The 23,622-nt window shown below is 54.2% G+C and carries 19 protein-coding genes; 7 read left to right on the forward strand and 12 right to left on the reverse strand.

Translation table 11 applies throughout. The features are described 5' to 3' along the window. Positions 1-1,746, reverse strand: a complete 1,746-nt coding sequence (locus tag AC6I8N_RS23770) for a dihydroxyacetone kinase family protein (protein WP_497831322.1) — start codon at positions 1,744-1,746, stop codon at positions 1-3. Beyond that, positions 1,746-3,089: an MFS transporter gene (locus tag AC6I8N_RS23775; RefSeq protein ID WP_497831323.1), complete on the reverse strand. Its 1,344-nt coding sequence runs from the start codon at positions 3,087-3,089 to the stop codon at positions 1,746-1,748. The genes AC6I8N_RS23770 and AC6I8N_RS23775 overlap by 1 nt, the downstream gene beginning before the upstream one ends. 434 nt (positions 3,090-3,523) lie before the next feature. Between AC6I8N_RS23775 and rpiB the strand changes: the two genes are divergently transcribed. From rpiB to AC6I8N_RS23790, 3 genes are all read left to right on the forward strand, one after another. Further along, on the forward strand, positions 3,524-3,982 hold the full coding sequence (gene rpiB / locus AC6I8N_RS23780; protein ID WP_021186464.1) for a ribose 5-phosphate isomerase B: 459 nt from the start codon (positions 3,524-3,526) through the stop codon (positions 3,980-3,982). A 31-nt stretch (positions 3,983-4,013) separates the two neighbouring features. Next, positions 4,014-6,005: a transketolase gene (gene tkt, locus AC6I8N_RS23785; protein ID WP_497831324.1), complete on the forward strand. Its 1,992-nt coding sequence runs from the start codon at positions 4,014-4,016 to the stop codon at positions 6,003-6,005. Positions 6,006-6,217: 212 nt separating this feature from the next. Continuing rightward, positions 6,218-6,517 carry a helix-turn-helix domain-containing protein gene (locus AC6I8N_RS23790; protein WP_497831325.1) on the forward strand — a complete coding sequence of 100 codons (300 nt, stop codon included), beginning with the start codon at positions 6,218-6,220 and terminating at the stop codon, positions 6,515-6,517. 71 nt (positions 6,518-6,588) lie between these two features. Here AC6I8N_RS23790 and tal read toward each other — a convergent pair whose 3' ends face one another. From tal to ptsP, 5 genes are all read right to left on the reverse strand, one after another. After that, on the reverse strand, positions 6,589-7,539 hold the full coding sequence (gene tal / locus AC6I8N_RS23795) for a transaldolase (protein WP_497831326.1): 951 nt from the start codon (positions 7,537-7,539) through the stop codon (positions 6,589-6,591). 73 nt (positions 7,540-7,612) lie between these two features. Further along, the gene (locus AC6I8N_RS23800; protein ID WP_021185451.1) at positions 7,613-8,866 is read right to left on the reverse strand and encodes a class II D-tagatose-bisphosphate aldolase non-catalytic subunit; all 1,254 of its coding nucleotides are present in this window, start codon (positions 8,864-8,866) and stop codon (positions 7,613-7,615) included. A gap of 9 nt (positions 8,867-8,875) precedes the next feature. After that, positions 8,876-9,979: a PTS fructose transporter subunit IIC gene (locus AC6I8N_RS23805; RefSeq protein WP_021185452.1), complete on the reverse strand. Its 1,104-nt coding sequence runs from the start codon at positions 9,977-9,979 to the stop codon at positions 8,876-8,878. Positions 9,980-10,153: 174 nt separating this feature from the next. Further along, positions 10,154-10,474 carry a PTS fructose transporter subunit IIB gene (locus tag AC6I8N_RS23810; RefSeq protein ID WP_497831350.1) on the reverse strand — a complete coding sequence of 107 codons (321 nt, stop codon included), beginning with the start codon at positions 10,472-10,474 and terminating at the stop codon, positions 10,154-10,156. A 59-nt stretch (positions 10,475-10,533) separates the two neighbouring features. Continuing rightward, complete coding sequence (ptsP, locus tag AC6I8N_RS23815; protein ID WP_497831327.1) at positions 10,534-13,044, reverse strand: phosphoenolpyruvate--protein phosphotransferase; 2,511 nt, start codon at positions 13,042-13,044, stop codon at positions 10,534-10,536. Positions 13,045-13,439: 395 nt separating this feature from the next. Between ptsP and AC6I8N_RS23820 the strand changes: the two genes are divergently transcribed. Further along, positions 13,440-14,189, forward strand: a complete 750-nt coding sequence (locus AC6I8N_RS23820) for a phosphatase (RefSeq protein ID WP_497831351.1) — start codon at positions 13,440-13,442, stop codon at positions 14,187-14,189. On the opposite strand, the gene AC6I8N_RS23825 is transcribed toward AC6I8N_RS23820, so the two are convergent. From AC6I8N_RS23825 to AC6I8N_RS23845, 5 genes are all read right to left on the reverse strand, one after another. After that, complete coding sequence (locus AC6I8N_RS23825) at positions 14,186-14,575, reverse strand: PTS fructose transporter subunit IIB (RefSeq protein ID WP_497831328.1); 390 nt, start codon at positions 14,573-14,575, stop codon at positions 14,186-14,188. The two genes, AC6I8N_RS23820 and AC6I8N_RS23825, sit on opposite strands and share 4 nt — an antisense overlap. Further along, entirely contained in the window at positions 14,572-15,426 is an 855-nt protein-coding gene (locus AC6I8N_RS23830; RefSeq protein ID WP_021185457.1) for a helix-turn-helix transcriptional regulator, read from the reverse strand. Before AC6I8N_RS23830 ends, AC6I8N_RS23825 begins: the two co-directional genes overlap by 4 nt. A gap of 8 nt (positions 15,427-15,434) precedes the next feature. Continuing rightward, positions 15,435-16,454: a PTS fructose transporter subunit IIC gene (locus tag AC6I8N_RS23835; protein WP_208727188.1), complete on the reverse strand. Its 1,020-nt coding sequence runs from the start codon at positions 16,452-16,454 to the stop codon at positions 15,435-15,437. A 26-nt stretch (positions 16,455-16,480) separates the two neighbouring features. Continuing rightward, entirely contained in the window at positions 16,481-18,043 is a 1,563-nt protein-coding gene (locus tag AC6I8N_RS23840) for a PTS sugar transporter subunit IIA (RefSeq protein ID WP_497831329.1), read from the reverse strand. Positions 18,044-18,318: 275 nt separating this feature from the next. Continuing rightward, entirely contained in the window at positions 18,319-19,206 is an 888-nt protein-coding gene (locus tag AC6I8N_RS23845) for a LysR family transcriptional regulator (protein WP_497831330.1), read from the reverse strand. A 365-nt stretch (positions 19,207-19,571) separates the two neighbouring features. Here AC6I8N_RS23845 and AC6I8N_RS23850 point away from each other — a divergent pair, with 365 nt between their 5' ends. From AC6I8N_RS23850 to AC6I8N_RS23860, 3 genes are read left to right on the forward strand one after another with little or no spacing between them, the layout of a single operon-like run. Further along, positions 19,572-20,030, forward strand: coding sequence for a (2Fe-2S)-binding protein (locus AC6I8N_RS23850; protein WP_497831331.1), 459 nt, complete (start codon positions 19,572-19,574; stop codon positions 20,028-20,030). Then, complete coding sequence (locus AC6I8N_RS23855; protein ID WP_497831332.1) at positions 20,027-22,267, forward strand: xanthine dehydrogenase family protein molybdopterin-binding subunit; 2,241 nt, start codon at positions 20,027-20,029, stop codon at positions 22,265-22,267. Before AC6I8N_RS23850 ends, AC6I8N_RS23855 begins: the two co-directional genes overlap by 4 nt. 18 nt (positions 22,268-22,285) lie before the next feature. Then, on the forward strand, positions 22,286-23,614 hold the full coding sequence (locus AC6I8N_RS23860; RefSeq protein WP_497831333.1) for a c-type cytochrome: 1,329 nt from the start codon (positions 22,286-22,288) through the stop codon (positions 23,612-23,614). Positions 23,615-23,622: the final 8 nt, after the last annotated feature.

Consider the following 23,622-nt stretch of genomic DNA (forward strand, 5'->3'; position numbering starts at 1 on the left):
TCAGGCTCCCTGCTCGCTGGTGGTTTGCTGTTTCAACAAATCACCCACGGTATTGACCACCATCGCCAGCGAAATGGCCCCGGCATCCGGTGTACCCAGACTCTTCTCGGCCAGCGGGCGTGCACGTCCCATCTTCGGCAGCAGTTGAGCGGTGGCCTGCGCGGCCTGTTCGGCCACCCCGGCTGCCGTCAGCCAGGCATCGGTCAACGACACGCCTTTGGCTACCGCCGCACTCAGGCTGTCGCTGAAGGGGACCAGCACATCCACCATAGTTTTGTCACCCACGCGGGCTTTGCCAAAATGCATAATGCCTTCTTTGGCGTGCCGCACACCGTTGGCGACGCGTCGCGCATCAGGTGCATACTGATCGCCAATCGCGGTGCCGAGTGCAGTCAGCGCCACGCCCCATAACGCACCGGAGGTGCCACCGGCTTTATCCGCCCAGGCATCCGCTGCGCGACACAACAGGCTGCCCGCTCCGGCACCGCGAGCAGCGACGTCACGCGCTTTCGCCACGGCACCGAGTGAACCACGTTCCATACCAATGCCGTGATCGCCATCGCCTGCGACCGCATCGATATCGCCCAACTGCTGCGCATTGCGTTGCAGCATGGCGGTCACCGCTTCCAGTAGTTGCAGCACGCGCTGCGCACTCTCCTGCGATTCGGCGGAAGCGGGCGGCAGCGGTTCTTCCGCGCTTTCCAGACATTCCGCCACGCTGAGCTGCTCGGCGGCAATCACGCTACCTTTGCGATAGGCAGGGGTATTGGCCGGGGCGCGCCAGAAGGTTTCCAGTTCATCATCCAGCCACATCAGCGTCAGGGAAGCCCCGGCCATATTGAAGCTGGTGACAAACTCGCCGACATCCGGCTCCACCACCTGCAATTGCGCCTCGGCCAGCAGTTGTGCCACCCGGCGATACACCACAAACAGTTCTTCGTATTTCACCGAGCCGAGGCCGTTCAGGATTACCGCGACCCGTTGACCGGCGGGTTTCTCGATGCCCGGTGGCAGTTCACCCAGCAGACGATCGACGAAGATCTCCGCCAGCACATCGGCGCGCGGGACATCGTCTTCTTTAATACCGGGTTCGCCGTGGATCCCCATCCCCAGCGCCATCCGTCCTTTTTCTACTTCAAACAACGGATGTTGCGCGCCCGGCAGACTACAGCCGGAAAACGCCACGCCAAATGACCGGGTGCGTTCATTGGCGTGTTGCGCCAGTTTCAATACCGCAGCGAGGTCATACCCGGCTTCTGCTGCGGCACAGGCGGCTTTGAACACCGTCAGATCCCCCGCCACGCCGCGACGTTTTTCACGTTCGTTGACGCTGGCACTGGAGATATCGTCGGTGACTGCCAGCACTTCGCAGGCAATACCTTCAGCGCGCAGACGTTCACAGGCCTGGCCGAAATGCAGCACATCACCGGCATAGTTACCGAACATCAGCAGCACGCCTGCGCCGTTATGGGCAGCGCGCGCTACGTTGTAGATTTGCTGCGCCGATGGGGAGGCGAACAGGTTGCCCATCGCCGCACCGTGTGCCAGACCTTGTCCAACCAACCCGGCGAAGGCCGGGTAGTGACCGGAACCGCCTCCCACCACCACCGCGACGGTATCAGCCTGGCTGCGGGTGCTGCGTACCACGCCACCCGGTACCTGACGCACTTTGTCAGCGTTTGCCGCGACAAATCCTTCTATCAGTTCTGCGGCAAAGGCCGAAGGTTGGTTAAACAGGTACGTCATTATTGTTGCTCCTGTGCGAAAGAAGTTGGCTGATGCAGAGGTTGTGGACGGCGGCGGTTAAGCAGCAACATCAGGACGGCTGACAGCAACATGAATCCTCCTACCACAAACATCGGCAGGGCATAGCTTTGGGTAGCGTCGTGCAGTGCACCGGTGATATAGCCGGCAGAGAAACCGGCCACGTTACCCAGGGTATTGATCAGCGCGATGGCGGCGGCGGCTGAGGCACCGGTCAGGAATTGCGTCGGTAAGGTCCAGAAATTAGGTAAGGCCGCAAAAATCGAGCTGGCGGTGATGGCGATCACCAGAATGGTGGTCAGTGGCGAATCCATGTAAAGCGCCAGCGGTACGCTGATGCCGCCCGCAATCGCCGGAATCGCGATGTGCCAGGTTTTGCAGCCACGACGGGTAGCATCTTTTGACCAGAAGAACATCACTACGGCGGCAATCAGATAGGGCACGCCAGTAATCAGCCCTTTCTGCATTACGTTAAAGGTGGTGCCAAACTGCTGCTGGAAGCCCGCGATAATGGTAGGCAGGAAGAATGCCAGCGCATACAGACCATAGATAAAGCCGAAGTAAATCAGGCACAGCATCCAGACTCGGCCATTGCCCATCACCGAACGTACGCTGTGGTGAGCTTTGTGTTGCTTCTGCTGATGCTCGGCGTCCAGTTCGCGGGTCAGCCAATCTTTCTCCTCAGCATTGAGCCATTTGGCCTGACGCGGGGAATCCACCAGCCAGAACAACGCCGCGATACCAATCAGAATCGCCGGAATCGAGACACCCATAAACATCACGCGCCAGCCTTCCAGACCGAACAAACCGTGTTGCTCAATCAGGCCAGCGGCCATCGGTGCGCCAAACACCACCGTCAGCGGCTGGGCGAGGTAGAACAGCGACAGGATCTTGCTGCGGTGGCGTGCCGGTACCCACATGCTCAGATAAAGAATTGCACCGGGGAAGAAGCCCGCTTCGGCAATACCCAGCAGCAGACGCAGGGTGTACAAGCCTTCTACGCTGCTGACCCAGGTGAACAGCAACGACACAATTCCCCAGCTGATCATGATGCGAGCCAGCCAGCGGCGTGCGCCGAAGCGATGCAGCGCCAGGTTGCTTGGCACTTCCAGCAGGATATAACCGATAAAAAACACGCCAGAGGCCAGGCCAAACTGCAACGCGGTGAGGCCCAGATCCTGGGTCATTCCATTCGGACCGGCAAAGGAGATGGCGGTGCGATCAAGGAAGTTGATAAAGAACATCAGCGCGACGAACGGCACCAGGCGCCAGGATATTTTGCGGATAGCGGATTGCTCCACCGCCGCCAGATTTGGCTGACTCATAACGCACCTCCATGACGTGCGTGGTTGAACTTGATAAGTGGTGTTGGCCAGACGCAAATGGCGCGATGGCGGCAGGTGATACAGGGCTGATTACACATATTCGAGTCCTTCAAGGGTCTTCTTGTGCTTTGGTATCTGTAGCGAACAAATGAACATTACACGGATAAATGAGCAGCTCTCAAGCGCCATTTTTGAAAATTGTGAGACGGCTCATATGTTATGAAACTGATCAATAACTCGGAGTTCGTGGCGTAAAAAAGCGCTTAGCCTTGTTTTGTGCGGCTCTTGTGGCGGATGGCTGGCAATATTTCAGCAACAAAACAAAAGAACTCATATTGAACATATGAACGATATTGTGGCAGGCTGTAGGCGAAGAAGAGTTGATCGCCTGTGTTGCACACAGGCATGAGTGCATAACCTGCTGGAGAAGATGTATGAAAACCATTGCCATTGGTGCCGATGACGCGGCTATCGATCTGAAAAACCTGATTAAACGCTATCTGGAAGAGAAGCAGTATGATGTCCAGGATTACAGCAACGACGCGCAGAATGATCGTCCGATGTATCCGGATGTCGCGTTTGCGCTGGCAACCGCCATCCAGCAGGGCGAGCATGATCGCGGCATTCTGTTGTGCGGCACCGGCATTGGGGTGGCGATTGTGGCGAACAAAGTCGCTGGCGTGCGCGCGGCGCAATGCCATGACACCTTCTCAGCGGAACGCGCGCGCAAAAGTAACAACGCGCAAATCATGACGATGGGATCCCGCGTGATTGGACCGGAGCTGGCAAAGAATATCGTTAATGCCTGGTTGGCGTCGGAGTTTGAAGGCGGCGGTTCAACCGCGAAAGTCGAAAAAATTGGCTACTACGAACAGGTGTGTCAGGCGAAGTAACTCACCGCCATCTTTATCTCTGGAGAACCTTATGTCATCACGCCGTGAACGGGCCAATGCCATCCGCGCGCTCAGTATGGATGCAGTACAGAAAGCCAAATCGGGGCACCCGGGTGCCCCAATGGGGATGGCCGATATTGCTGAAGTGTTGTGGCACGATTATCTCAACCACAACCCGACCAACCCGCAATGGGCGGCGCGCGACCGCTTTGTGCTGTCTAACGGTCACGGTTCGATGCTGATTTACAGCCTGCTGCACCTTACCGGCTACGATCTGCCGATGAGCGAGTTGCAGAACTTCCGTCAGCTGCATTCCAAAACTCCAGGTCACCCGGAATACGGCTACACCGCAGGCGTCGAAACCACCACCGGCCCGCTGGGTCAGGGCATCGCTAACGCCGTCGGCTTTGCGATTGCCGAACGCACACTGGCTGCGCAGTTCAACCGTCCGGGCCACGACATCGTGGACCACAACACTTACGTGTTTATGGGCGACGGCTGCATGATGGAAGGTATCTCACACGAGGTGTGCTCCATCGCCGGTACGCTGAAGCTGGGCAAACTGGTTGCCTTCTATGACGACAACGGCATCTCCATCGACGGTCACGTCGATGGCTGGTTCACCGACGACACCGCAAAACGCTTTGAAGCCTACGGCTGGCATGTGGTGCGCGGCGTGGACGGTCACGATGCCGACGCCATCAAAAAAGCGGTGGAAGAAGCCAAAGCCGTTACTGACAAGCCATCCCTGCTGATGTGCAAAACCATCATCGGTTTCGGTTCCCCGAACAAAGCCGGTACCCACGACTCCCACGGCGCACCGCTGGGCGACGCCGAAGTGGCGCTGACCCGCAAACAGCTGGGCTGGGACTACGCGCCGTTCGAGATCCCGGCAGACATCTACGCTCAGTGGGATGCCAAAGAAGCGGGTAAAGCGAAAGAAGCCGCATGGGACGAGAAATTCGCGGCCTACGCTGCTGCGCACCCGGAACTGGCTGCCGAATTCAAACGTCGCATGAACAACGAACTGCCGGCCAACTGGGCTGAAGAGTCGCAGAAATTTGTTGAGCAGTTGCAGGCCAATCCGGCGAAAATCGCCAGCCGTAAAGCGTCGCAGAATGCCATTGAAGCCTTCGGCAAGATCCTGCCGGAATACCTCGGCGGTTCAGCTGACCTGGCACCGAGCAACCTGACCATGTGGTCCGGTTCTAAACCGATCAACGAAGATGCGGCCGGTAACTACATCCACTACGGCGTGCGCGAATTCGGTATGACCGCGATTGCCAACGGTATCGCCCTGCACGGCGGTTTCCTGCCGTACACCGCCACCTTCCTGATGTTTGTGGAATACGCGCGTAACGCGGCACGTATGGCGGCGCTGATGAAGATCCGTCAAATCATGGTCTACACCCACGACTCCATCGGTCTGGGCGAAGACGGCCCGACGCACCAGCCGGTTGAGCAGATGGCGAGCCTGCGCACCACCCCGAACATGAGCCTGTGGCGTCCGTGTGACCAGGTGGAATCTGCGGTGGCGTGGAAATACGCCATCGAGCGTAAAGATGGCCCGAGCGCGCTGATCTTCTCCCGTCAGAACCTGGCGCAGCAGGATCGTAGCGCTGAGCAGCTGGCAAACGTGGCACGCGGTGGTTATGTGCTGAAGGACTGTGCCGGTCAGCCGGAACTGATCCTGATCGCCACCGGTTCAGAAGTGGAACTGGCGGTCGGTGCTTACGACCAGCTGACCACCGAAGGCCGTAAAGTGCGCGTGGTTTCCATGCCGTCCACGGATGCGTTCGACAAACAGGATGCGGCTTACCGTGAATCTGTACTGCCGAAAGCAGTGGCTGCGCGTGTGGCTATCGAAGCGGGTATCGCCGATTACTGGTTCAAGTACACCGGCCTGAACGGTGCAATCGTCGGTATGACCAGCTTTGGTGAATCAGCCCCGGCAGAGAAACTGTTCGAAGAGTTTGGTTTCACGGTTGCCAATGTAGTCGCAACCGCGAAATCGATTCTGTAATGATTGTGGGCGGTCAGCAGGCCGCCCGATTATGTTTGCAGCGGTCTGATTGCCAGAAGATTGGCCACGCTGGAACGGATGACCTGTACCCACCTTTAGCTTGCCTTGATAAACTACAATCTATCTGTCGATACCCTACAAAGCAGCAAAATGATAAAGACTGCTGAAAGTGAATATGTGCGTCACCTGGAAAAACTAAAGTGAGGAAATGCATGAAAACTCTGAATGATTTGAAAGCGGGTCTTTCAGCAGTAAGCCTCGCAAGAATTGATAAAAAAGTCAGTGAGATGCGCCTGGAAAGTCAGTTGTATAAGCTACGAGAGGCGTTAGGCCGTACTCAGCGCGAACAGGCAGCAGCAATGGGGATTGCTCAGCCTTCGGTAGTGGCGATTGAAAGTCGGGGGGAAGATCTTAAGATCGCCACGCTGAAAAGATATGTCGAGGCACTGGGCGGTCAGCTTACCATTGGTGTCAACATGCCCGGCGGTGAGCATGTGGATTTTACCCTTTAACTACCAGTATTAGTTCAGGAGCCGCCCTCCGTCCCTGTTTAATATTTTGGGCGGTCTCCCGAGCGAAAAGTTTAAAGATACTGCATCAGCAAACCTTCCAGACTATTCTGGTCCACCGCAAACAGGCGAATCCCTTCGGCGAGTTTTTCTACTGCCATCGCATCCTGATTGTGCGCCCAGTAAAATTCAGCTTCGGTGATGGCATCCGGTTTTGGTTGGCCGATTCCGTCCCAGGCCAGCGGGGCCGGGATGTTTGCCTCGCTCAGTTGCAGCTGTGCCAGCAGTTGCGGTGAAACGGTCAGGCGGTCGCAACCGTTCAGCGCCAGTACCTGTTGCGGCGTACGGAAGCTGGCCCCCATCACCACCGTCTGATAGTCGTGCATTTTGTAGAATTGATAGATTTTCCGCACCGACGCCACACCAGGATCATTATCGATGGTAAACAACGTGTCTGGTTGGTTCTTTTTGTGCCAGTCATAAATACGGCCCACAAAAGGCGAAATCAGGAACACACCGGCATCAGCGCAGGCTCTGGCCTGGGCGAAGGAGAACAGCAGCGTCAGATTGCACTTGATCCCCTCTTTTTCCAGCACTTCAGCCGCACGGATCCCTTGCCAGGTCGCAGCCAGTTTGATCAGGACGCGGTCTTTGGTGATGCCCCTCTCTTCATAAAGGGCAATCAGTTCCCGTGCCTTGTGAATGCTGGCATCGCAGGCAAACGAAAGCCGGGCATCAACCTCGGTTGAGATCCGTCCCGGAATGCTTTGCAAAATCAATGCGCCGATGCTGACCGCCAGATAATCGGCCACTGCGGAGGGGAGTACGGCTTTGCCAGGCTGACGTGATTTCACTGCACTCACCGCCTCTTTGATCAGCTGTTGATATTGCGGCAACTGGGCGGCTTTATAAATTAATGAGGGATTGGTGGTCGCGTCTTCGGGTTGATACGCAATGATGCTGTCAATGTCGCCACTGTCAGCAACAATAATGGTGTGCTGCTTTAATTTCTCAAGCTGGTTCATAATCTTAACCCTGATAATGATGGATGTGCATAACAGGAAGCGCCAGGCTCCCTGTTATGACGTGATGAAAAGATTATTTTGCTTGAGCGACGCGCGAGGTCAGGCCAGGCATATTGAAGCATTCCGCTTCGTTCTGGATCATGTCTTTAATTTTGTTCACGACATAACGTTCTGGCTCAACGCCAAATGCGCGCAGATTGGCAAACAGGGTTTTCATCTCTTTCACCACCGGGGGCTTTTCATAATTATAATGGCCGCTGAGTTCAAGGATTTCTTTCAGTAACTCCGGCTCGTTGAAGATCTGCTCTTCAGACTTATTTTTATGCTCGTCGGTCATCCATTTTTCCCATTTGTGGCTCAGTACACACTCGCGGGTCAGCACACTTTTCAGGTTAGACGCTGACTGGATAAGTCCTTTCGCGGCTAAATCTTTTTCGACTTCGGCCAGTTTGAGATAGGCTCGGGTTTCAATGGTGCCATAAGCCGGGGCGACGTTCATGGCGGTGATCCCCAGACCCGGATGTTTCAGCAAAATATCATCCGGCAGGTAGTCGCCATTATGTTCTTTCAAACCCACACCGTAGCGGGTACTGATTGCCGACAGTTCAGCGGATTGGGTGTCATTGAAGTGTCCGACATTTTTGGTCAGACGCGTCAGGGTGCCGGTTTGTCCAACGATAAACAGCGGTTGTGGTAACCCTTCGGCAGAGAGCCGTTTATTCAGTTCGATAATGAAACCTTCATAGGCGCTGATGTCAGTCAGGCCACCGTTAGTTTCTTCTGTTCCCACTTCATAGAAAAACTCTTTCAGGTTGTTGGCCTTACGGTAATCTTCGCAGAAGCGGATCAGTTCAACGGTACGGCTCAGCACCAGTTCGATATCGATAACTTTACCTACCACGTACGGATCTTTGGTCGGGTCGATATGCAACAGGTCAAACCCGGCATCCATATCGACCTGATAGGAACGGCGTGCCAGCTTCATCGCTTCCGCTTCCGGAATATGATCCTTACGTTCTTTGTCACGCTGCCACGGGCCGCCGTGGTCCCGGCACAGGAAGTAGTCGCCATCAAAACCCACCTTCTCTGCCATGGCTTTGAGATCGGCGGCAAAGCGGAACTGGTCCCAGTTATTGACGTAACCGGCACCGAATTCATCGGCATCGACCTGATTACGGCTGGCAATAAACATCAATGGCAGGTCTTTTTCTTTGCCCAGTTCAAAACATGCCTGAATAAGGGCAGGTGACATCGGGCCTATACCCAGCATCGTTGACTTACCACCGTTGACGATATAATCGACGTACTGCTTCATGGTATTTTTCATGACAACTCCTTAGGCTTTATTCATATCAGAAGTGATAGTTTTCTTGACGGTTTCGTTTTTAACCGCGTCGCTAATGTTGGGACGTAAAATATGCAGACAGATAGCGGTGACAATGACGCCAATGGCCATATCGATGACGTACCAGATTGCGCCTTTATTTACGCCAGCAATGGCAATTAATCCGCCATGCGGCACCATGGATTCAACGCCGTGAATCATCGCCAGACCGGCACCGACGGCGCTGCCGATAATAATGGAGGGGAGTACGGTTTTAAGGTTTTTAACTGCAAAGGGAATGGCGCCTTCGGTAATCCCGATTAACCCCATAAAGGCGGCAGAGGTGCCCATACGTTTTTCATCTTCGGCCCATTTATTGCGGGAAATAAAAGTTGAAAGCGCAATACCCAGCGGCGGAATAGCACAGGCGATACGATAGGCACCGTTCGGGCCATAAATCCCCTCTGCCATTAATGCCAGGGTAAATGCCGTGGCGGTTTTATTTACCGGTCCACCCATATCAAAGGCAGCCATTGCCCCGAGGATCAGACCCAATACCAGGCCGCTGCCCCCCTGCATATTTGACAGCATCGACACCAGCCACTTCATTGCCATCCCGATGGGGCCAATCAGCACGTACAAATAAAGCATGCCGACCAGGCAGGAGGTGACGATAGGAATGATCAGGATCGGCATCACCGGCATCAGTACTTTGCCGACTTTCCAGGTCTTCACCCATTTAGCGACGTAACCACTCAGGATACCGAGCAGCATCGCGCCAAGAAAACCGGTCACCACATGGGCTTCTCCCAGCGGTGTGGCAGCCATAAACCCGGTGACTAAACCCGGTGTCAGACCGGGTTTACCGGCAAGGGAGTAGGCAATATAGGCGGCAAGTACCGGGATCATCATGCCGAGCCCCGCACTGCCGATCGCCCCTAAATTCAATAAAAACGGATTGGTGACGACAATCCCTTTACCGGGCGTGGGCTCACCCCCCACCAGAGAGAGCGCCAGGCAGATCCCGCCCACCACCACCACTGGCATCATGTATGACACACCGGTACTGAAGGCTTTGACTAAATCATCCTTAATGGTTTTCATCTTATCCGACATGTTTATTCCTCCCGAACGCCCTGTTTTCCACAATCGGTGCGCTGACTTAGCGCGTGTTTATCCGCAGGCAGAATGGCCCGTTTGCAGAAATACGGCGTTCACAGAAATCTATGAGATGTTGTATTACACGATTATTCCGTCGTTAAAATAAACGGGGTCTATTTTATTCAGACGTTATTGTGTTAATTGTTCGGCTTTATCAATGATCGCAGCCGGATTACGAATCACCTCAGCAGGATTCAATGAAATAATACGCCCGGCGTCCTCTTTTTCTTCAAAGCGTTCGACACCTTCAATGCCAATCGCCACCGCCAGAATGACCACATCCGCGTCAGCAATTTCATCTTCACTTAATTCGTTTTCAATTCCCATGCCGCCTTGCGTCTCGACTTTGACGTCATAACCTCTTTTTTTGCACTCCTGTTCAATCGCTTCCTGCGCCATATAGGTATGTGCAATACCGGTAATACATGCTGCGACTCCGACGATTTTCATCATTAACTCCTGGCTAGGCTTATTTGGCTGTTTATTAAAATATTGATCTGACCTTGAATTTATACGTCTAATGTTCTGGTCATCAGGTTGTAGAGTAGGGTGACGTTATCGGCATTCTTTATTGCATCGCGGAACTCCTCTTTCATTAATGTTCTGGCAAGAATGGAGAAATATTTCATATGTTGTTGGGGATCGGCAGATTTGTTGACCGTCAGCATAAAGACGGTAGCCACTTCCTGGTCTCCCCAAAGAATGGGGGTCGCAAGTGTTGCCATGCTGATGGTGGAGTAGCCAATATGATCGGATTTGGTATGCGGGATGGCGAAACCATAGCCAACGGCAGTGGAGAAGGAATCTTCCCGCGCCCAGATATCGTCACATAACTGTTCCCGGTTATCGGTGCGATGGTGCAGCCAGAGGTTATCGGTCATCTTTTTAATGACTTCGTTTTTATCGCTGGCCTCAAGACCGCACAGGATAAATTCGGGTGCCAGCAGCGGTCGGGTGCTGACCGCTTTGACATCCGGCGTTTGCAAGGCGGCTTTGACTGCCGCTGAACGTTTAAGCTGCACCGTCTGCTGGGCTAACTGCTGGCATTTGGTGAAATTCAATTCGCGTAGTGCATGCTTGACGCCAGGAATGGCGGTGCTACTCATGCTGAGTTCGTCAAAGCCCATACCGGTGAATAACGGCAGGAAGTCCGGGCTGGCCCCCAGTTCGCCACAGATGCCGATCCACTTGCCTGCGCGATGTACTTCCTGCGCCGCGAATTGCATAGCCCGTATAAATGAGGGCGCATAGTTGTCATAAACCTCTGCAACCTGACGATTGCCACGGTCGGCGGCAAAAAAGTATTGCGTCAGGTCATTGCTGCCCACGCTAAAAAAGTCAGCATATTCAGCGATTTCCGGGATAGCGAAGATGACGGAAGGCACCTCCAGCATCACACCCAGTTCAATACCCGCGTTATACGCCAGCCCTGCGTGACTCATCTCCTGCATAACGCCTGCCAGTACCTCACGACACCAAATCACCTCCTCGACGTTCGAGATCATTGGAATCATTATTTTGGCGTTGCCCTGTGCCGAAGCAGTCAGAATCGCTTGCAACTGCATGGCGAATAAATCCTGATAGCGCCGATAGGTACGGACTGCGCGAAAGCCCAGGAACGGGTTTTCCTCGTCGCCGATACTGAGGTATTCCACCGGTTTATCGCCGCCGATATCGAAGGTGCGAAAGATTACCGGCTTGTTTTCTGCGCGAATGGCGACCTGGGTATAGAGTTCTGCCAGTTCGGCATAATCAGGCGGTGTTTCCCGGTCCATAAATGACATTTCGGTACGAAACAGGCCGATGCCTTCGGCACCGTTATCAAACGCCGCGTTAGCTTCTGCCAGACTGGCGATATTGGCGGCAATTTCCACCCGGTGTCCGTCAGCGCTAGTGGCGGTTTGGTTGACCGTCGCCAGCATCTGTTGCTGCATCTTTTGCTGAACGGACATCTCATGGTGGTAATAGCGCAGCACGCGCGCATCAGGCGCAGTAATTAAGATGCCGGGGGTACCGTCAATAATAATGTCCTGCTGTGCGTCAAGACGTAGTGCGTGAAAATCAATATCCGTTAAGGTTGGAATACCCAACGAACGCGCCAGTATTGCGGTGTGTGATGTTTTTCCCGTGGAGGATAACACCAGACCGGCCAGCCAACGTTTGTCGATGCTGAGAAATTTACTCGGTGTCAGGTTGTCGGCTAAAATTATTGACGGTTGTTGTAAGTCGAGGTTGTTTTTCGGCAAGACATCATCACCATACAGGGTGACTAACAATTGGCTGGTAATATCAAAGACGTCGAGGGTTCTTTCTTTGATGTATTTACTGGCTGACCGGTTGAGCACGTCACAAAAATCCATAGCAGATAAAATAATGGCCTGCCAACCATTTTTACCCCTGTCGATATAATTTATGATGGCATTTTGAAAGCTGATATCTGTCATTATCGATAAATGAGCCTGGACAATATCGTGCTCAACGCCAGATTTGCTTTCCAGCGCAGAGATTTTTTCATTTTTCAGGATTTCGATACCTTCAATGACGGCATTTTTTTCCTGTTGCAGCGGATATTTCTGCGTTGGGCTGCGCGTCAGCATCTCAGCAAAAGAAAGACTGCGAACCACCACCGGTTTGGCGATCGCTACGCCGCCACTGATGCGTGAACCCTGAATAAAATTGAGCTGTGTTTCTCGCAGTGAGCGTGGCAAATAGCCCGCTGGTGCGGCGATTTCCTCGGTCGGTGGCACCTCAAATTCAGGCAGTTTTTTCAGTAAGGCAGATAACTGATTTGCCGCAGCCAGGGCATCCTCGCCGCTAATGGTAATGGCGCAGATGTCATTCAATAAGGTATCGGTGCCGACCAATGACAAGGCACTTTTCGCATTTCCTTCAAGACCAGTACGGCTATTTTTCCAGCACACGTTGGATTGAAAAGAATTACAAAGACGCTCGATGTGCCCCGCCGGTCTGGCATGAATTCCCTCGCTGAGATCACATTGATAGCTTATTAACTCTGACATAACCACTCCCAATAAATCTTTAAGGTAGATGCTGGTAATTTTTTCTGGTCAGGCGCGCAATCCCGTACTTGATGATTTATATCCTTCCGTTTTCATAGATGGCTTTGAATAGAAAAAAAGTGTCATTTACTTAAAAAAAGCACTCTGGTTACTCATTTGTGAGCATGATCATAAATTAATTAATTGCGTGGGGAGTGTGACAAAATTGCTACTGAATGATCATTTTTACCCTTTATTTTTACCCTCCAGAGGTAGCTTAATGTCGGTACTGTGCATAGCGGCGAGATTTATCGCACTTTTTAAATGCGCGCGATAAATTGCGCCGCTACGAAATTATGCAGGATTAATCAGAAAGAAATTATTGCGTGACAGTTCTGACAATAAAAGGAAGGATGATGTACAACGTTGATCTTCATATGCATACCGTAGCCAGCACCCACGCTTACAGCACGGTGCATGATTATATTGCTGCCGCCACGCGTAAAAATCTTAAATTAATCGCCATCACGGACCACGGACCGGAAATGGTCGATGCGCCTCATGCTTTTCACTTCAGCAACATGCGTATTCTGCCGCGGGTGGTCGATGGGGTGGGGATTTTGCGCGGTATTGAGGCGAACATCAAAGCGGGCGGTGAGACGGATTGCAGCGAGAAAATGCGCGCAGCGCTGGACCTGATCATTGCCGGGTTTCACAAACAGGTGTTCGCACCGGCGGATATTGTGACCCATACCGATGCGCTGATCGCGGTGATGACCAGCGGTAAGGTGCATATCATCAGCCACCCGGGTAATCCCGAATACCCCATTGATATCCCGGCGGTGGTCGAAGCGGCGAAAGCCTGTAATGTGGCCCTCGAGGTTAATAACGCCTCGTTTGTCCATTCCCGACGTGGCAGCGAAGGTAATTGCCGCAAGATTGTTGCTGCTGTGCGCGACAGCGGGGGGCTTATCTCCCTCGGCACTGACTCTCACTCCGCCTTTACGCTGGGCGACTTCAGTGCCTGTCTGCCGCTGCTGCAACAGGCAGATTTTCCAGCCGACAGGATTCTGAATGCTTCGCCGTGGCGCGTCCTTGCGTTTCTTGAGCGGCACGGCGGGGAAAGAATCGAGGAAATTTATGCGGCGTTGAATGCGACAGGCTAGAGGTCGATGACGTTGCCTCTGGGCAGGCTCAGTGACTTGCGAATCGCGGAAATCACTTCTGCCGGCCGCAGCAGCAGGGAGTTAATGCAGATGTTCAGCACCCGACAGCCTTCGAAGCGCAATGGCTGATCGATAGTGATATCAGAGGCGATGATCACCAGGTCAGCATCGAGGATATTTTTCCCGCTAATCTGATTTTTCAACCCCAATACGCCCTGAGTCTCGATTTTGATTGAGAAATTATAGGTTTTCGCCAGCTTTTCCAGTTGTTCGGCTGCCATATAAGTATGGGCCACACCGGTGGCACAGGCGGTAACCGCCACAATATACAGGTTACGTTCGCTGGAGAAGGGGTGTACTTCGTCTTTTGCTGCTCGGCTCATCATATACTTACTCCCTTATTCTTACGCCGGTACTCAAGCGGCGTACAGTCATTGATGTCCCGGAACACCTTGCAGAAATAGTTGGTATCGGTGAAACCACACTTCTCTGAGACTTCATTAATTTTCAGGTTGGTGCTGGTCAGCAAGGTTTTCGAACGCGATATCCGGGCTAACTTGAGGTATTCATTGAATTTTACGTCTGACTCTCGGGAAAAAAGGCGCGACAAATAACCGGGGGAGATGTTGAACGTCGCTGCGACGCTCTCCCGATTAATATCCGCCTGGTAATGGCTATCAATATGACTTTTGATCTCATCCAGCAGGGAGAGCGGCCCCTGCGCATTGCTCATGCCATCGGTGATTTGGTGCAGCAGGTCATTCAGCAACGCATAGACAATATGGGCGAAGGTTTCACCCCTGTTGTTGTGCGCCCACGCCAGCGATTCCGCCAGTTCAAGCAGACGGTCGCGCACCGAGCTGCTGGAGTTCTCAAGATTAAATTTCTCCACTTCTTTGAACTGCGTACCATCCCAGTTGCTGATGCTGAAACCCACATCCTGCTTCCAGAACACAATCGACATGCAGATCACCGGGGTGCCCCATAACGGAGAATTCCAGCTATTGGCGGGGATATAGGTGACCGTGCCGACCGGCCGTTGATATTTGACGATCTTATCTTCCCCTTTCGGCAGCAGCATGCTGAGGCTGCCTTTCACCGTCAGCTCGATACGCGGCACATGCAGATGGTAGGCCATCGCCGGTGGCTGGGCGTTGCCATTTGCCACCAGCACGCTGTCGCTGGTGGAACATTGCATACTGAACTCGCTCAAAATCGACTGGATAAATGCGCTCATAGCCTGCCTTATGCCTGCGGTTTAACGACGGTTTTCAGCACCTTAACCGCCAGTGCCGTTGTGACGGTCCCGGCGGCGACGGCCACGATATAGCCCAAATGATTACCGACCACCGGCAGGACGATCAGACCGCCCCAGGGGGCAGCATTGGTGGCACCAAACCACAATGAAATCACGGCAGCCACTGCGCTGCCGAGCATAATCGCCGGGATCACCCGCAGCGGATCGGCGGCCGCAAATGGGATCGCCCCTTCGGTGATACCCATGAAACCCATAATCACCGCAGGCTTACCCGCCTCGCGTTCAACGTCGTTAAAAATCCCCTTAAACAGGAAGGTGGCCAGCGCCAGTCCGAGGGGGGGCGTACAGTCGGCGGCAGCGACCGCAGCCATCAATTGTGGATTGGTGGAGATGAGCGCGACGGCAAAGAAAAATGCGGTTTTATTCATTGGGCCGCCCATATCCACGGCGATCATGCAACCCAACACGCTGCCGAGAATGATAAACGACGCCCCTTGCATATTGCCGAGCCAGACACTGAGCCATTTCATTAGCCCGGCGACCGGGTCACCGATAATGTAATAAACCGCCATCCCGGTGAGAAAAGTACCGACCAGCGGGATGATAAAAATCGGCAGCACCATGCGCAGGAAATGCGGAATTTTCAGGCGGTCGATGATCGTCAGCAGTCCCCAGACAATCAGCCCGGCCAGCACGCCAGCCAACATACCACCTAAAAATCCGGCCCCCATTTGATACGCCATCAGCCCACCAATGGCACCGGGGGCGATACCGGGTTTATCCACCATCGAATAGGCGATAAAACCGGCGAGAATCGGAATAAACAGCGTCAGACCCGCCAGACCGATCTGTGACATCGCTTTAAGAAAGCCGTGATCGGGGATCGCCGCCTGGCCGTTGAACATCACCGCCAGCGCCAGCAGGACACCACCTGCCACCACAAACGGAATCATGTACGACACCCCGGTCATAAAATGTCTTTTGGTATTTTTTAATAGTTTTAACATACCCGCCTCATCATCGCGTTTGGCAACTAGCACGCTAAGGTACTGATTATCAGGTGGTAGAGCGCATCAGGAGTGGCTGCGCTTTTGGCTTTGGCGACAAATTCGTCGTTCATCAGCATCCGCGCCAGCGTGGAAAAATATTTCATGTGCTCGTTTTCCGCTGCGGCCTGGCTGATGGTCAACATAAACACCGTATCCACCGACACCCCGCCCCAGACAACGGGCTGGCGCAGTGTCGCGACGCTGATGGTGGAATCGAGAATGGCATCGCTGCGGGCGTGCGGAATAGCAAAGCCAGAACCGACCACGGTGGGGAAGGGAACCTCCCGTGACCAGATATCCTGGCACAGCTTATCCCGGCAGTCGGTGCGTTGGTGTAGCCACAGGTTATCGACCATTTTTTTGATCACTTCGTTTTTGTCGCACGCATCCAACCCCCACAGGATCATGTCCGGCGTCAACAGAGGCTTATCTGTGCGGGTGGGGGGCCTCTTCAGGCGCATTTGTTGTTGCACGTCTTTTTCATGACGGTAATAACGCAGGATCTTGTCATCCGCGCGGGTGATCAGCAGCCCCAGATCACCATCGAGCACCATCTCTTGCTGAGGTGAAAATGGCTGAGTGGCAAAATCAATATCAGCAAGGGTAGGGATGCCCTGAGAACGGGCGAGAATAGCCGTATGCGATGTTTTTCCGGTGGAGGACAAGATAAGACCGGCGAGATGTTGTTTGTTAAGCGCCAGGAACTGGCCGGGCGTCAGGCTATCGGCGATCACCAGGGCCGGTTTATCTAATGACAGCGCAGGTGGCAACCGAGACTGAGCACCGTATATCTCGACCAGCAGTTGCGTGGCGATGTCCAGCATATCCAGCGTGCGTTCCTGAATATAATGGCTGGATGAGCGTTCGAGGATGGCGCTGAAGCCCATCGCCGCGTTGATAATGGCAGACCAGGCATTCATCGGGGCATCAAGATAGCTGATGATGCTGTCGCGAAAGGCACTGTCGGTAATAAATAACAAATGGGCTTCGAGCAGGTCCTGCTCAATACCCCGGGCGACTGCCAGCGCCGCTTCTTTATTGATCCGCAGCGTTCGCAGCCCCTCTGTCAGACGCGCTATCTCCGTCTCCCGGTTAGCGGTAGTGCCAGGGCTACGGGTCAGTAACTCACCAAAGGTCACCCCCTTGAGCACTCGCGGTTTGGCGATGGCGATACCGCCGCTGATACGAACGCCGGTCAGATATTGCGGTTGCAGTTCGTGCAGACAGCGCGGGAGGGAACCGTTAGTGACGGCCAGCGCCGGCTCAACAAGGGTGGTAAACGCCGGAAGGTTATTCAGCAAAGCTTGCAGGGCGACAGAGGCGGAGAGCGCGTCAGCACCGTGCAGCGTAATCAGACAGCTATCGTCCAGCAGCGTATCTGTGGCGATCAGAGAGAGGGCACTTTTGGCGTTTGCTTCCAGCGCGGTTCGGCTGTTTTGCCACACCACCTCGCACTGAAAGGTGTTGCACAGACGCGCGATATGCCCGGCAGGTCTGGCGTGGATCCCCTCGCTTATCTCGCATTGATAAGTTATTTCCACCACCATTCTGACTCCAGGCATAAGGTCAATACGCGGGTTGACCGGTTTGAGTTATCGCTCCGGTGGCGGGTATCTTTAACCGTTTAAGTAAACGCTAATATAGTAAAAACGTTACCTTTTCTGGAAAATAGTGACCTGATGATGAATTTGTGACACTTGTCATATTAAAAGGCGACCGCATCCAGGTGGGTGCATTGTTTTTATTATCAATATTGATTGGGAGCGATCAGCGAGGGATTGCGGCACAGGTCACAATTTTAAAGTTTTTGCCTTTTTCAGCATCAACGAATTTTTCCCCGGTATCTGACGGCGTCAACAAAGGCGGCGAAGGCGGAGGAGGTATTACGCCGATTCGGATAATAAAGATGAAAACCTTCAAACATCGGGCTCCAGTCAGACAGCACTTCCACCAGACGTCCGGCTTCAATGTGCGGCTGAGCCATCGAATCTGGTACATAGGCCAGCCCGATACCATCCAGCGCGCCATTCATCACATGCAGGATGCTGTTCGATATTAACGGGCCGTTGACCCGAATATTCAATTTCCGTCCTTCCTTTTCAAACTCCCAGGCATAAACACTGCCCGCGGGAGAGTGGCGGATATTGATGCAGCGATGCCGGGCAAGATCCTGTGGGGTCAATGGCGCAGGATTGGCCTGAAAATATTCCGGTGTGCCGACCACCGCCAGCCGCCAGTCAGGTCCCATCCGCACCGCAATCATATCTTTGCTAATCGACTCACCCAACCGGATACCGGCGTCAAAACGTTCGGAGACGATATTGGTAAAACCATAGTCAATGCAGATCTCAATACTGATATCCGGATATTGCGCCAGAAAAGCGGGCAACATCGGACGTAATAAATCTTCAGCTGCATTATCAGAACAGGTAATACGAATATTACCTGCGGGTGTGTCGCGTAATTCAGCAATCCGTTCTATTTCATTGTTTATCTGCTCAAACAGCGGGGCGACGGAGAGTAATAATTTCTCACCGGCTTCTGTGGGAGCAACATTGCGCGTGGTACGCGCCAGCAAGCGCACGCCAATTCTTTCCTCAAGATTGCGCATGGTATGGCTCAAAGCCGAAGGGCTGACACCAAGAAGGGCCGCAGCACGGGTGAAGCTTCTCTCTCTGGCTACGGTGATAAACGCCTGGATATCATTCATTAAATCTGCGCCTTATTTGTGATTATTTTTCACAACCAGGTGCAAATTATCCCATTTGTTCGAGGTAATCCACGTCATTTACCCTTGAGGTTGTTGTTCAGCACAGAATATTAAACAGGAGTGTTGAATAAGAATGTTTCTCATTGGCAAACCGATAAACCTTGATTGGTGAATTTTATTCATAACGGCATTTCGATATTCACTATTAAACATTGCGCTACGCTTAATAATAATCAGGACTTAGGTATGCCCACGATTCCTTTCCGTGTGGAATTCGATGTCGTTGTAGAAATCATTATATTACGACTTTCCATTCTGGCTATTTTCCCGCTCTGACTTTTCTCACTTTTTAATACCGGAGACCTATGGAACTGCACATTAATAACAAAATCTGGCAGGTCGATGCAGAGGGTGATACGCCGCTGCTGTGGGTAATCCGCGACGATCTGGGGATGACCGGGACCAAGTATGGCTGCGGTCTGGCGCAATGCGGCGCCTGTTCGGTAATGATTGACGGTCAGATTACCCGCGCGTGTGTCACGCCGATTGATAAGTTGGCTGGCAAGCAGATCATCACCATTGAAGCGATTGAAGCCGATGAAATGGGTAAACGCGTGGTCGAGGCCTGGGTTAAGTATCAGGTGCCGCAGTGTGGCTATTGTCAGTCAGGGCAGGTGATGGCGGCGACAGCGTTACTCAAACAACATGCTCATCCCTCAGACGCACAGATTGCCGCCGCAATGGTGAACCTGTGTCGCTGTGGCACCTATAACGCCATCAGTGCGGCCATTCATGATGTGGCTGGTAAGGGAGAAACAGCATGAGCGACCACGACGAGGTGATGGCATCACTGAGCGAGGATCGGCCTGCGAACCTCTCCCGACGGCGTTTTCTGGTGGCAACTGGCAGTGTGGCGGGTGCGTTGGTGCTGGGTATTGGCTTACCTGTTGCGCAAAGTCGTGCACAAACCACTGGCGCTGTACCCGCTCCGGGCACGCTGGTTCCGGCTTTTCTCGAGATTCGACCGGATGGCTCGGTAAAGTTCCTCTCGCCCTTTATCGAAGGCGGGCAGGGCATTTTTACCGCAATGGCGCAGATTGTCGGTGAAGAACTGGATGCCGATCCCGCCAGCTTCGTGGTGGAAAACGCACCGGCAGGTTCCCAGTATAAAGTGATGGATAGCGGGTTGCGCATTACCGGCGGTAGCCAGTCGGTGCGCACCAGCTACACCACTATGCGCCGTCTTGGCGCGCTGGCGCGGCAGATGTTGCTTCAGGCGGCGGCCACTACGCTGTCTGTCCCCATTGAGCGTCTGCGTACCGAACCCGGCAAAGTGATCCATGACGATTCAGGCCGTTCGCTCTCTTATGGTGAGCTGGCTGCGCGGGCGCGTGATTTGCCGGTTCCGCCACCGGATTCGGTGCGCCTGAAGGACCCCGCGCAGTTTCGCTGGATTGGCAAACCGGTGCCGCGTCTGGATATGCATGAAAAATCGACCGGTCAGGCGATTTATACCATCGATTGTCGCGTAGATGACATGCTACATGCGGCGGTGCAGCATGCGCCACGTCTGGGGCTGAACGTTGGCCCGTTGCGCAATGCCGAGCAGGTGAAGGCGATGAAAGGGGTGCATTCGGTGCATGTGCTGCCGGGTGCGGTGGCGGTCGTGGCCGAGCGTTGGTGGCAGGCGAAGCGTGCTGTTGAAACCTTGCAGGTCGAGTGGCAGGAACCTGCGACGCCGGACGGTCATTACATGCCTGCTGATTTCTCCTCAGCTGACTTTGCCGATGCGCTGGCGAAAGAACCGGGTAACGGTGAAGACGCGGAAGTCACAGGTAACATCACCGAGGGAATGTCAGCGGCGAAAACCACGCTGAGCGCGACCTATCACAGCCAGTATCTTAATCACGCCCAACTGGAGCCGCCCTCCGCGCTGGCGCGCTTTAATCCCGACGGCACCCTGGAGTTGTGGCTACCTAATCAGGCTCCGGAAATGTTCCAGGCCGATGCGGCGAAACGGACCGGTCTGCCCGCAGAAAAAATCATTATCCATTCGCCACTGCTTGGGGGCTTTTTTGGCCGCCATTTTGTCTATGACACCGCTATGGTCTATCCCCAGGCCATTCAACTGGCACAGGCGGTCGGTCGCCCGGTTAAGGTGATCTGGAGCCGCGAAGAGGAGTTTTTACGCGATACCCATCGACCGATGGCAGCGGTGCGTTTTCGTGCCGGTCTGGATGATAAAGGCTATCCGCTGGCGCTGGAGGCGATCAGCATTTGTGAAGGCCCGACAGAAGGACTGGCCGGGAAACACGGTGCCAAACTGGACCCAACGGCAGTAGAAGGGCTGGCGGGGAAATCCTACTCAATCCCCCATGTACGCATCGCCCAGATCTACAAAAAAGGCCCGGTAAGGCTGGGCTACTGGCGTTCAGTAGGCAATTCGATGAACGATTTTCTCTACGAGTGTTTCCTTGATGAGATTGCTGATCAAGGCAAGATTGATCCCTTCGCTTTGCGTCTGCATTTGTTACAGGGTAACGAACGGCTGACCAAACTGCTCAATACCGTGGCGGAGATGTCCGGGGGATGGCAGGCCGGGCCTTACACCGCCGCAGATGGCAGCCGCCGCGCCCGTGGTGTCGCGATGGCTTCGCCGTTCGGCACTGAAGCGGCAGCGATTGCCGAAGTGTCGATTGAAAACGGCCAGGTCAAGGTTCATCAGGTGTGGGAAGCCGTCGACCCTGGCAGCATCGTCAATCCGGCGATCGTCGAGGCGCAGGTCAATGGCGCGATAGCGCTTGGACTTTCTCAGGTACTGCTTGAGGAGAGCGTGTATGAGAAGGGGCAACCGGTGGCGCGTAACTACGATATGTACCCGATTCTGCCGCCCTCACGCATGGCAAAGGTAGAAGTACGCATCGTGGAGAGCGGGGCGAAGATGGGGGGTATCGGTGAACCGCCATTGCCTGCGATTCCTCCGGCGGTCGCCAATGCGGTTTCCCGGTTGACCGGGCAACGTATCCGTTCAATGCCGCTTTCACACTATGATTTCACCTGAGCCTGAGGGATGGATGACATGACGATAAAAAGGCTTAGCCTGATCCTGATTGGTGTGTTGTGCGTGGTCGCAGGCGCGCTGCTGTGGTTGCTGCGCACGCCTTCTTCCACCTTTGATGGCGCAAATGCGGATCAACCTCCGGTTTCTGCCGAACTGATCCGTCGGGGCGAGTACGTTGCCCGGCTTAGCGATTGTGTGGCCTGCCACAGTACACCGGACAGCGCGCCGTTCAGCGGTGGGCTGGCGATGGCGACACCGGTGGGTAAAATCTATACCACCAACATCACTCCGGACCCGGAAACGGGAATCGGTAACTATTCACTGGCTGATTTTGATCGCGCCGTGCGACATGGTGTGGCGCGTGATGGTCACCGCCTCTACCCGGCGATGCCTTTTCCTTCCTATCAGAAGCTCACGGATGAGGATGTTGCGGCGCTTTACGCCTTTATGATGCATGACGTCAAACCGGTATTCCGCCAGAATCACACCAGTGAGATCCCCTGGCCGCTGAATATGCGCTGGCCGCTGGCGGTGTGGAGCGCGGCTTTCTCGCGTGGTGGACCGCAACAGCCGGTGGCAAATCAGGATGCGGTGTGGAATCGCGGTGCTTATCTGGTGGAAGGTCCGGGACATTGCGGCAGTTGCCATACGCCGCGTGGACTGGCGTTTAATGAGAAAGCCCTCGATGCCAGCAGCCCGGATTATCTGGCGGGGGCGCTGCTGGATGGCTGGTATGCGCCCAGTCTGCGCAACGATGCCAACACCGGCATCAGCCGCTGGAGTGAAGCGGATGTCGTTGAGTTCCTGAAGAAAGGCCGCAACCAGCATGCCGTGGTGTTTGGTTCAATGGCTGATGCATTTAACAACTCGACGCAGTTTATGCGTGACGATGACCTGCGCGCCATTGCCCACTATCTGAAGTCTCTGCCGCCGGGCAGTAACAACAGTGGCAAGGGTTGGCAGTATCAGCATGACGATGCGCCAGCCACCCCCGGTAGCCAGACCTATATGGCGCGATGCAGCAGCTGTCATGGCCCGGATGGACGAGGGCAGGCACCGTGGATCCCGCCGCTGGCCGGGGCAACGTCGATGCAGGTCGATACCGCTTCCTCAATCAACGTGCTGCTCAACGGTTCGGCACGCGTGGTGGCGGATGGCGTGCCTGATGCCTATCGTATGCCGCCGTATCGGAAACAACTTACCGATCAGGAAGCGGCGGATGTGCTGAATTTTATTCGTTCTTCATGGGGCAATCAGGGTGAAAAAACCGATGCGCAGGCGGTCGGCGAATTACGCGCCAAAACCGACCCGGCCAGCAGCAACGTCATCATCCTGCAAATGCGATAGCCACAGCC

It is taken from the genome of Pantoea sp. X-Soil-TKNS-1279 (genome assembly GCF_059730565.1).

Bases quoted from the DNA above. Each gene is read 5' to 3' on its own strand.
- AC6I8N_RS23770 (WP_497831322.1), bottom strand. From the start codon at position 1,746: ATGACGTACCTGTTTAACCAACCTTCGGCCTTTGCCGCAGAACTGATA.
- AC6I8N_RS23775 (WP_497831323.1), bottom strand. From the start codon at position 3,089: ATGAGTCAGCCAAATCTGGCGGCGGTGGAGCAATCCGCTATCCGCAAA.
- rpiB (WP_021186464.1), top strand. From the start codon at position 3,524: ATGAAAACCATTGCCATTGGTGCCGATGACGCGGCTATCGATCTGAAA.
- tkt (WP_497831324.1), top strand. From the start codon at position 4,014: ATGTCATCACGCCGTGAACGGGCCAATGCCATCCGCGCGCTCAGTATG.
- AC6I8N_RS23790 (WP_497831325.1), top strand. From the start codon at position 6,218: ATGAAAACTCTGAATGATTTGAAAGCGGGTCTTTCAGCAGTAAGCCTC.
- tal (WP_497831326.1), bottom strand. From the start codon at position 7,539: ATGAACCAGCTTGAGAAATTAAAGCAGCACACCATTATTGTTGCTGAC.
- AC6I8N_RS23800 (WP_021185451.1), bottom strand. From the start codon at position 8,866: ATGAAAAATACCATGAAGCAGTACGTCGATTATATCGTCAACGGTGGT.
- AC6I8N_RS23805 (WP_021185452.1), bottom strand. From the start codon at position 9,979: ATGTCGGATAAGATGAAAACCATTAAGGATGATTTAGTCAAAGCCTTC.
- AC6I8N_RS23810 (WP_497831350.1), bottom strand. From the start codon at position 10,474: ATGAAAATCGTCGGAGTCGCAGCATGTATTACCGGTATTGCACATACC.
- ptsP (WP_497831327.1), bottom strand. From the start codon at position 13,044: ATGTCAGAGTTAATAAGCTATCAATGTGATCTCAGCGAGGGAATTCAT.
- AC6I8N_RS23820 (WP_497831351.1), top strand. From the start codon at position 13,440: ATGTACAACGTTGATCTTCATATGCATACCGTAGCCAGCACCCACGCT.
- AC6I8N_RS23825 (WP_497831328.1), bottom strand. From the start codon at position 14,575: ATGATGAGCCGAGCAGCAAAAGACGAAGTACACCCCTTCTCCAGCGAA.
- AC6I8N_RS23830 (WP_021185457.1), bottom strand. From the start codon at position 15,426: ATGAGCGCATTTATCCAGTCGATTTTGAGCGAGTTCAGTATGCAATGT.
- AC6I8N_RS23835 (WP_208727188.1), bottom strand. From the start codon at position 16,454: ATGTTAAAACTATTAAAAAATACCAAAAGACATTTTATGACCGGGGTG.
- AC6I8N_RS23840 (WP_497831329.1), bottom strand. From the start codon at position 18,043: ATGGTGGTGGAAATAACTTATCAATGCGAGATAAGCGAGGGGATCCAC.
- AC6I8N_RS23845 (WP_497831330.1), bottom strand. From the start codon at position 19,206: ATGAATGATATCCAGGCGTTTATCACCGTAGCCAGAGAGAGAAGCTTC.
- AC6I8N_RS23850 (WP_497831331.1), top strand. From the start codon at position 19,572: ATGGAACTGCACATTAATAACAAAATCTGGCAGGTCGATGCAGAGGGT.
- AC6I8N_RS23855 (WP_497831332.1), top strand. From the start codon at position 20,027: ATGAGCGACCACGACGAGGTGATGGCATCACTGAGCGAGGATCGGCCT.
- AC6I8N_RS23860 (WP_497831333.1), top strand. From the start codon at position 22,286: ATGACGATAAAAAGGCTTAGCCTGATCCTGATTGGTGTGTTGTGCGTG.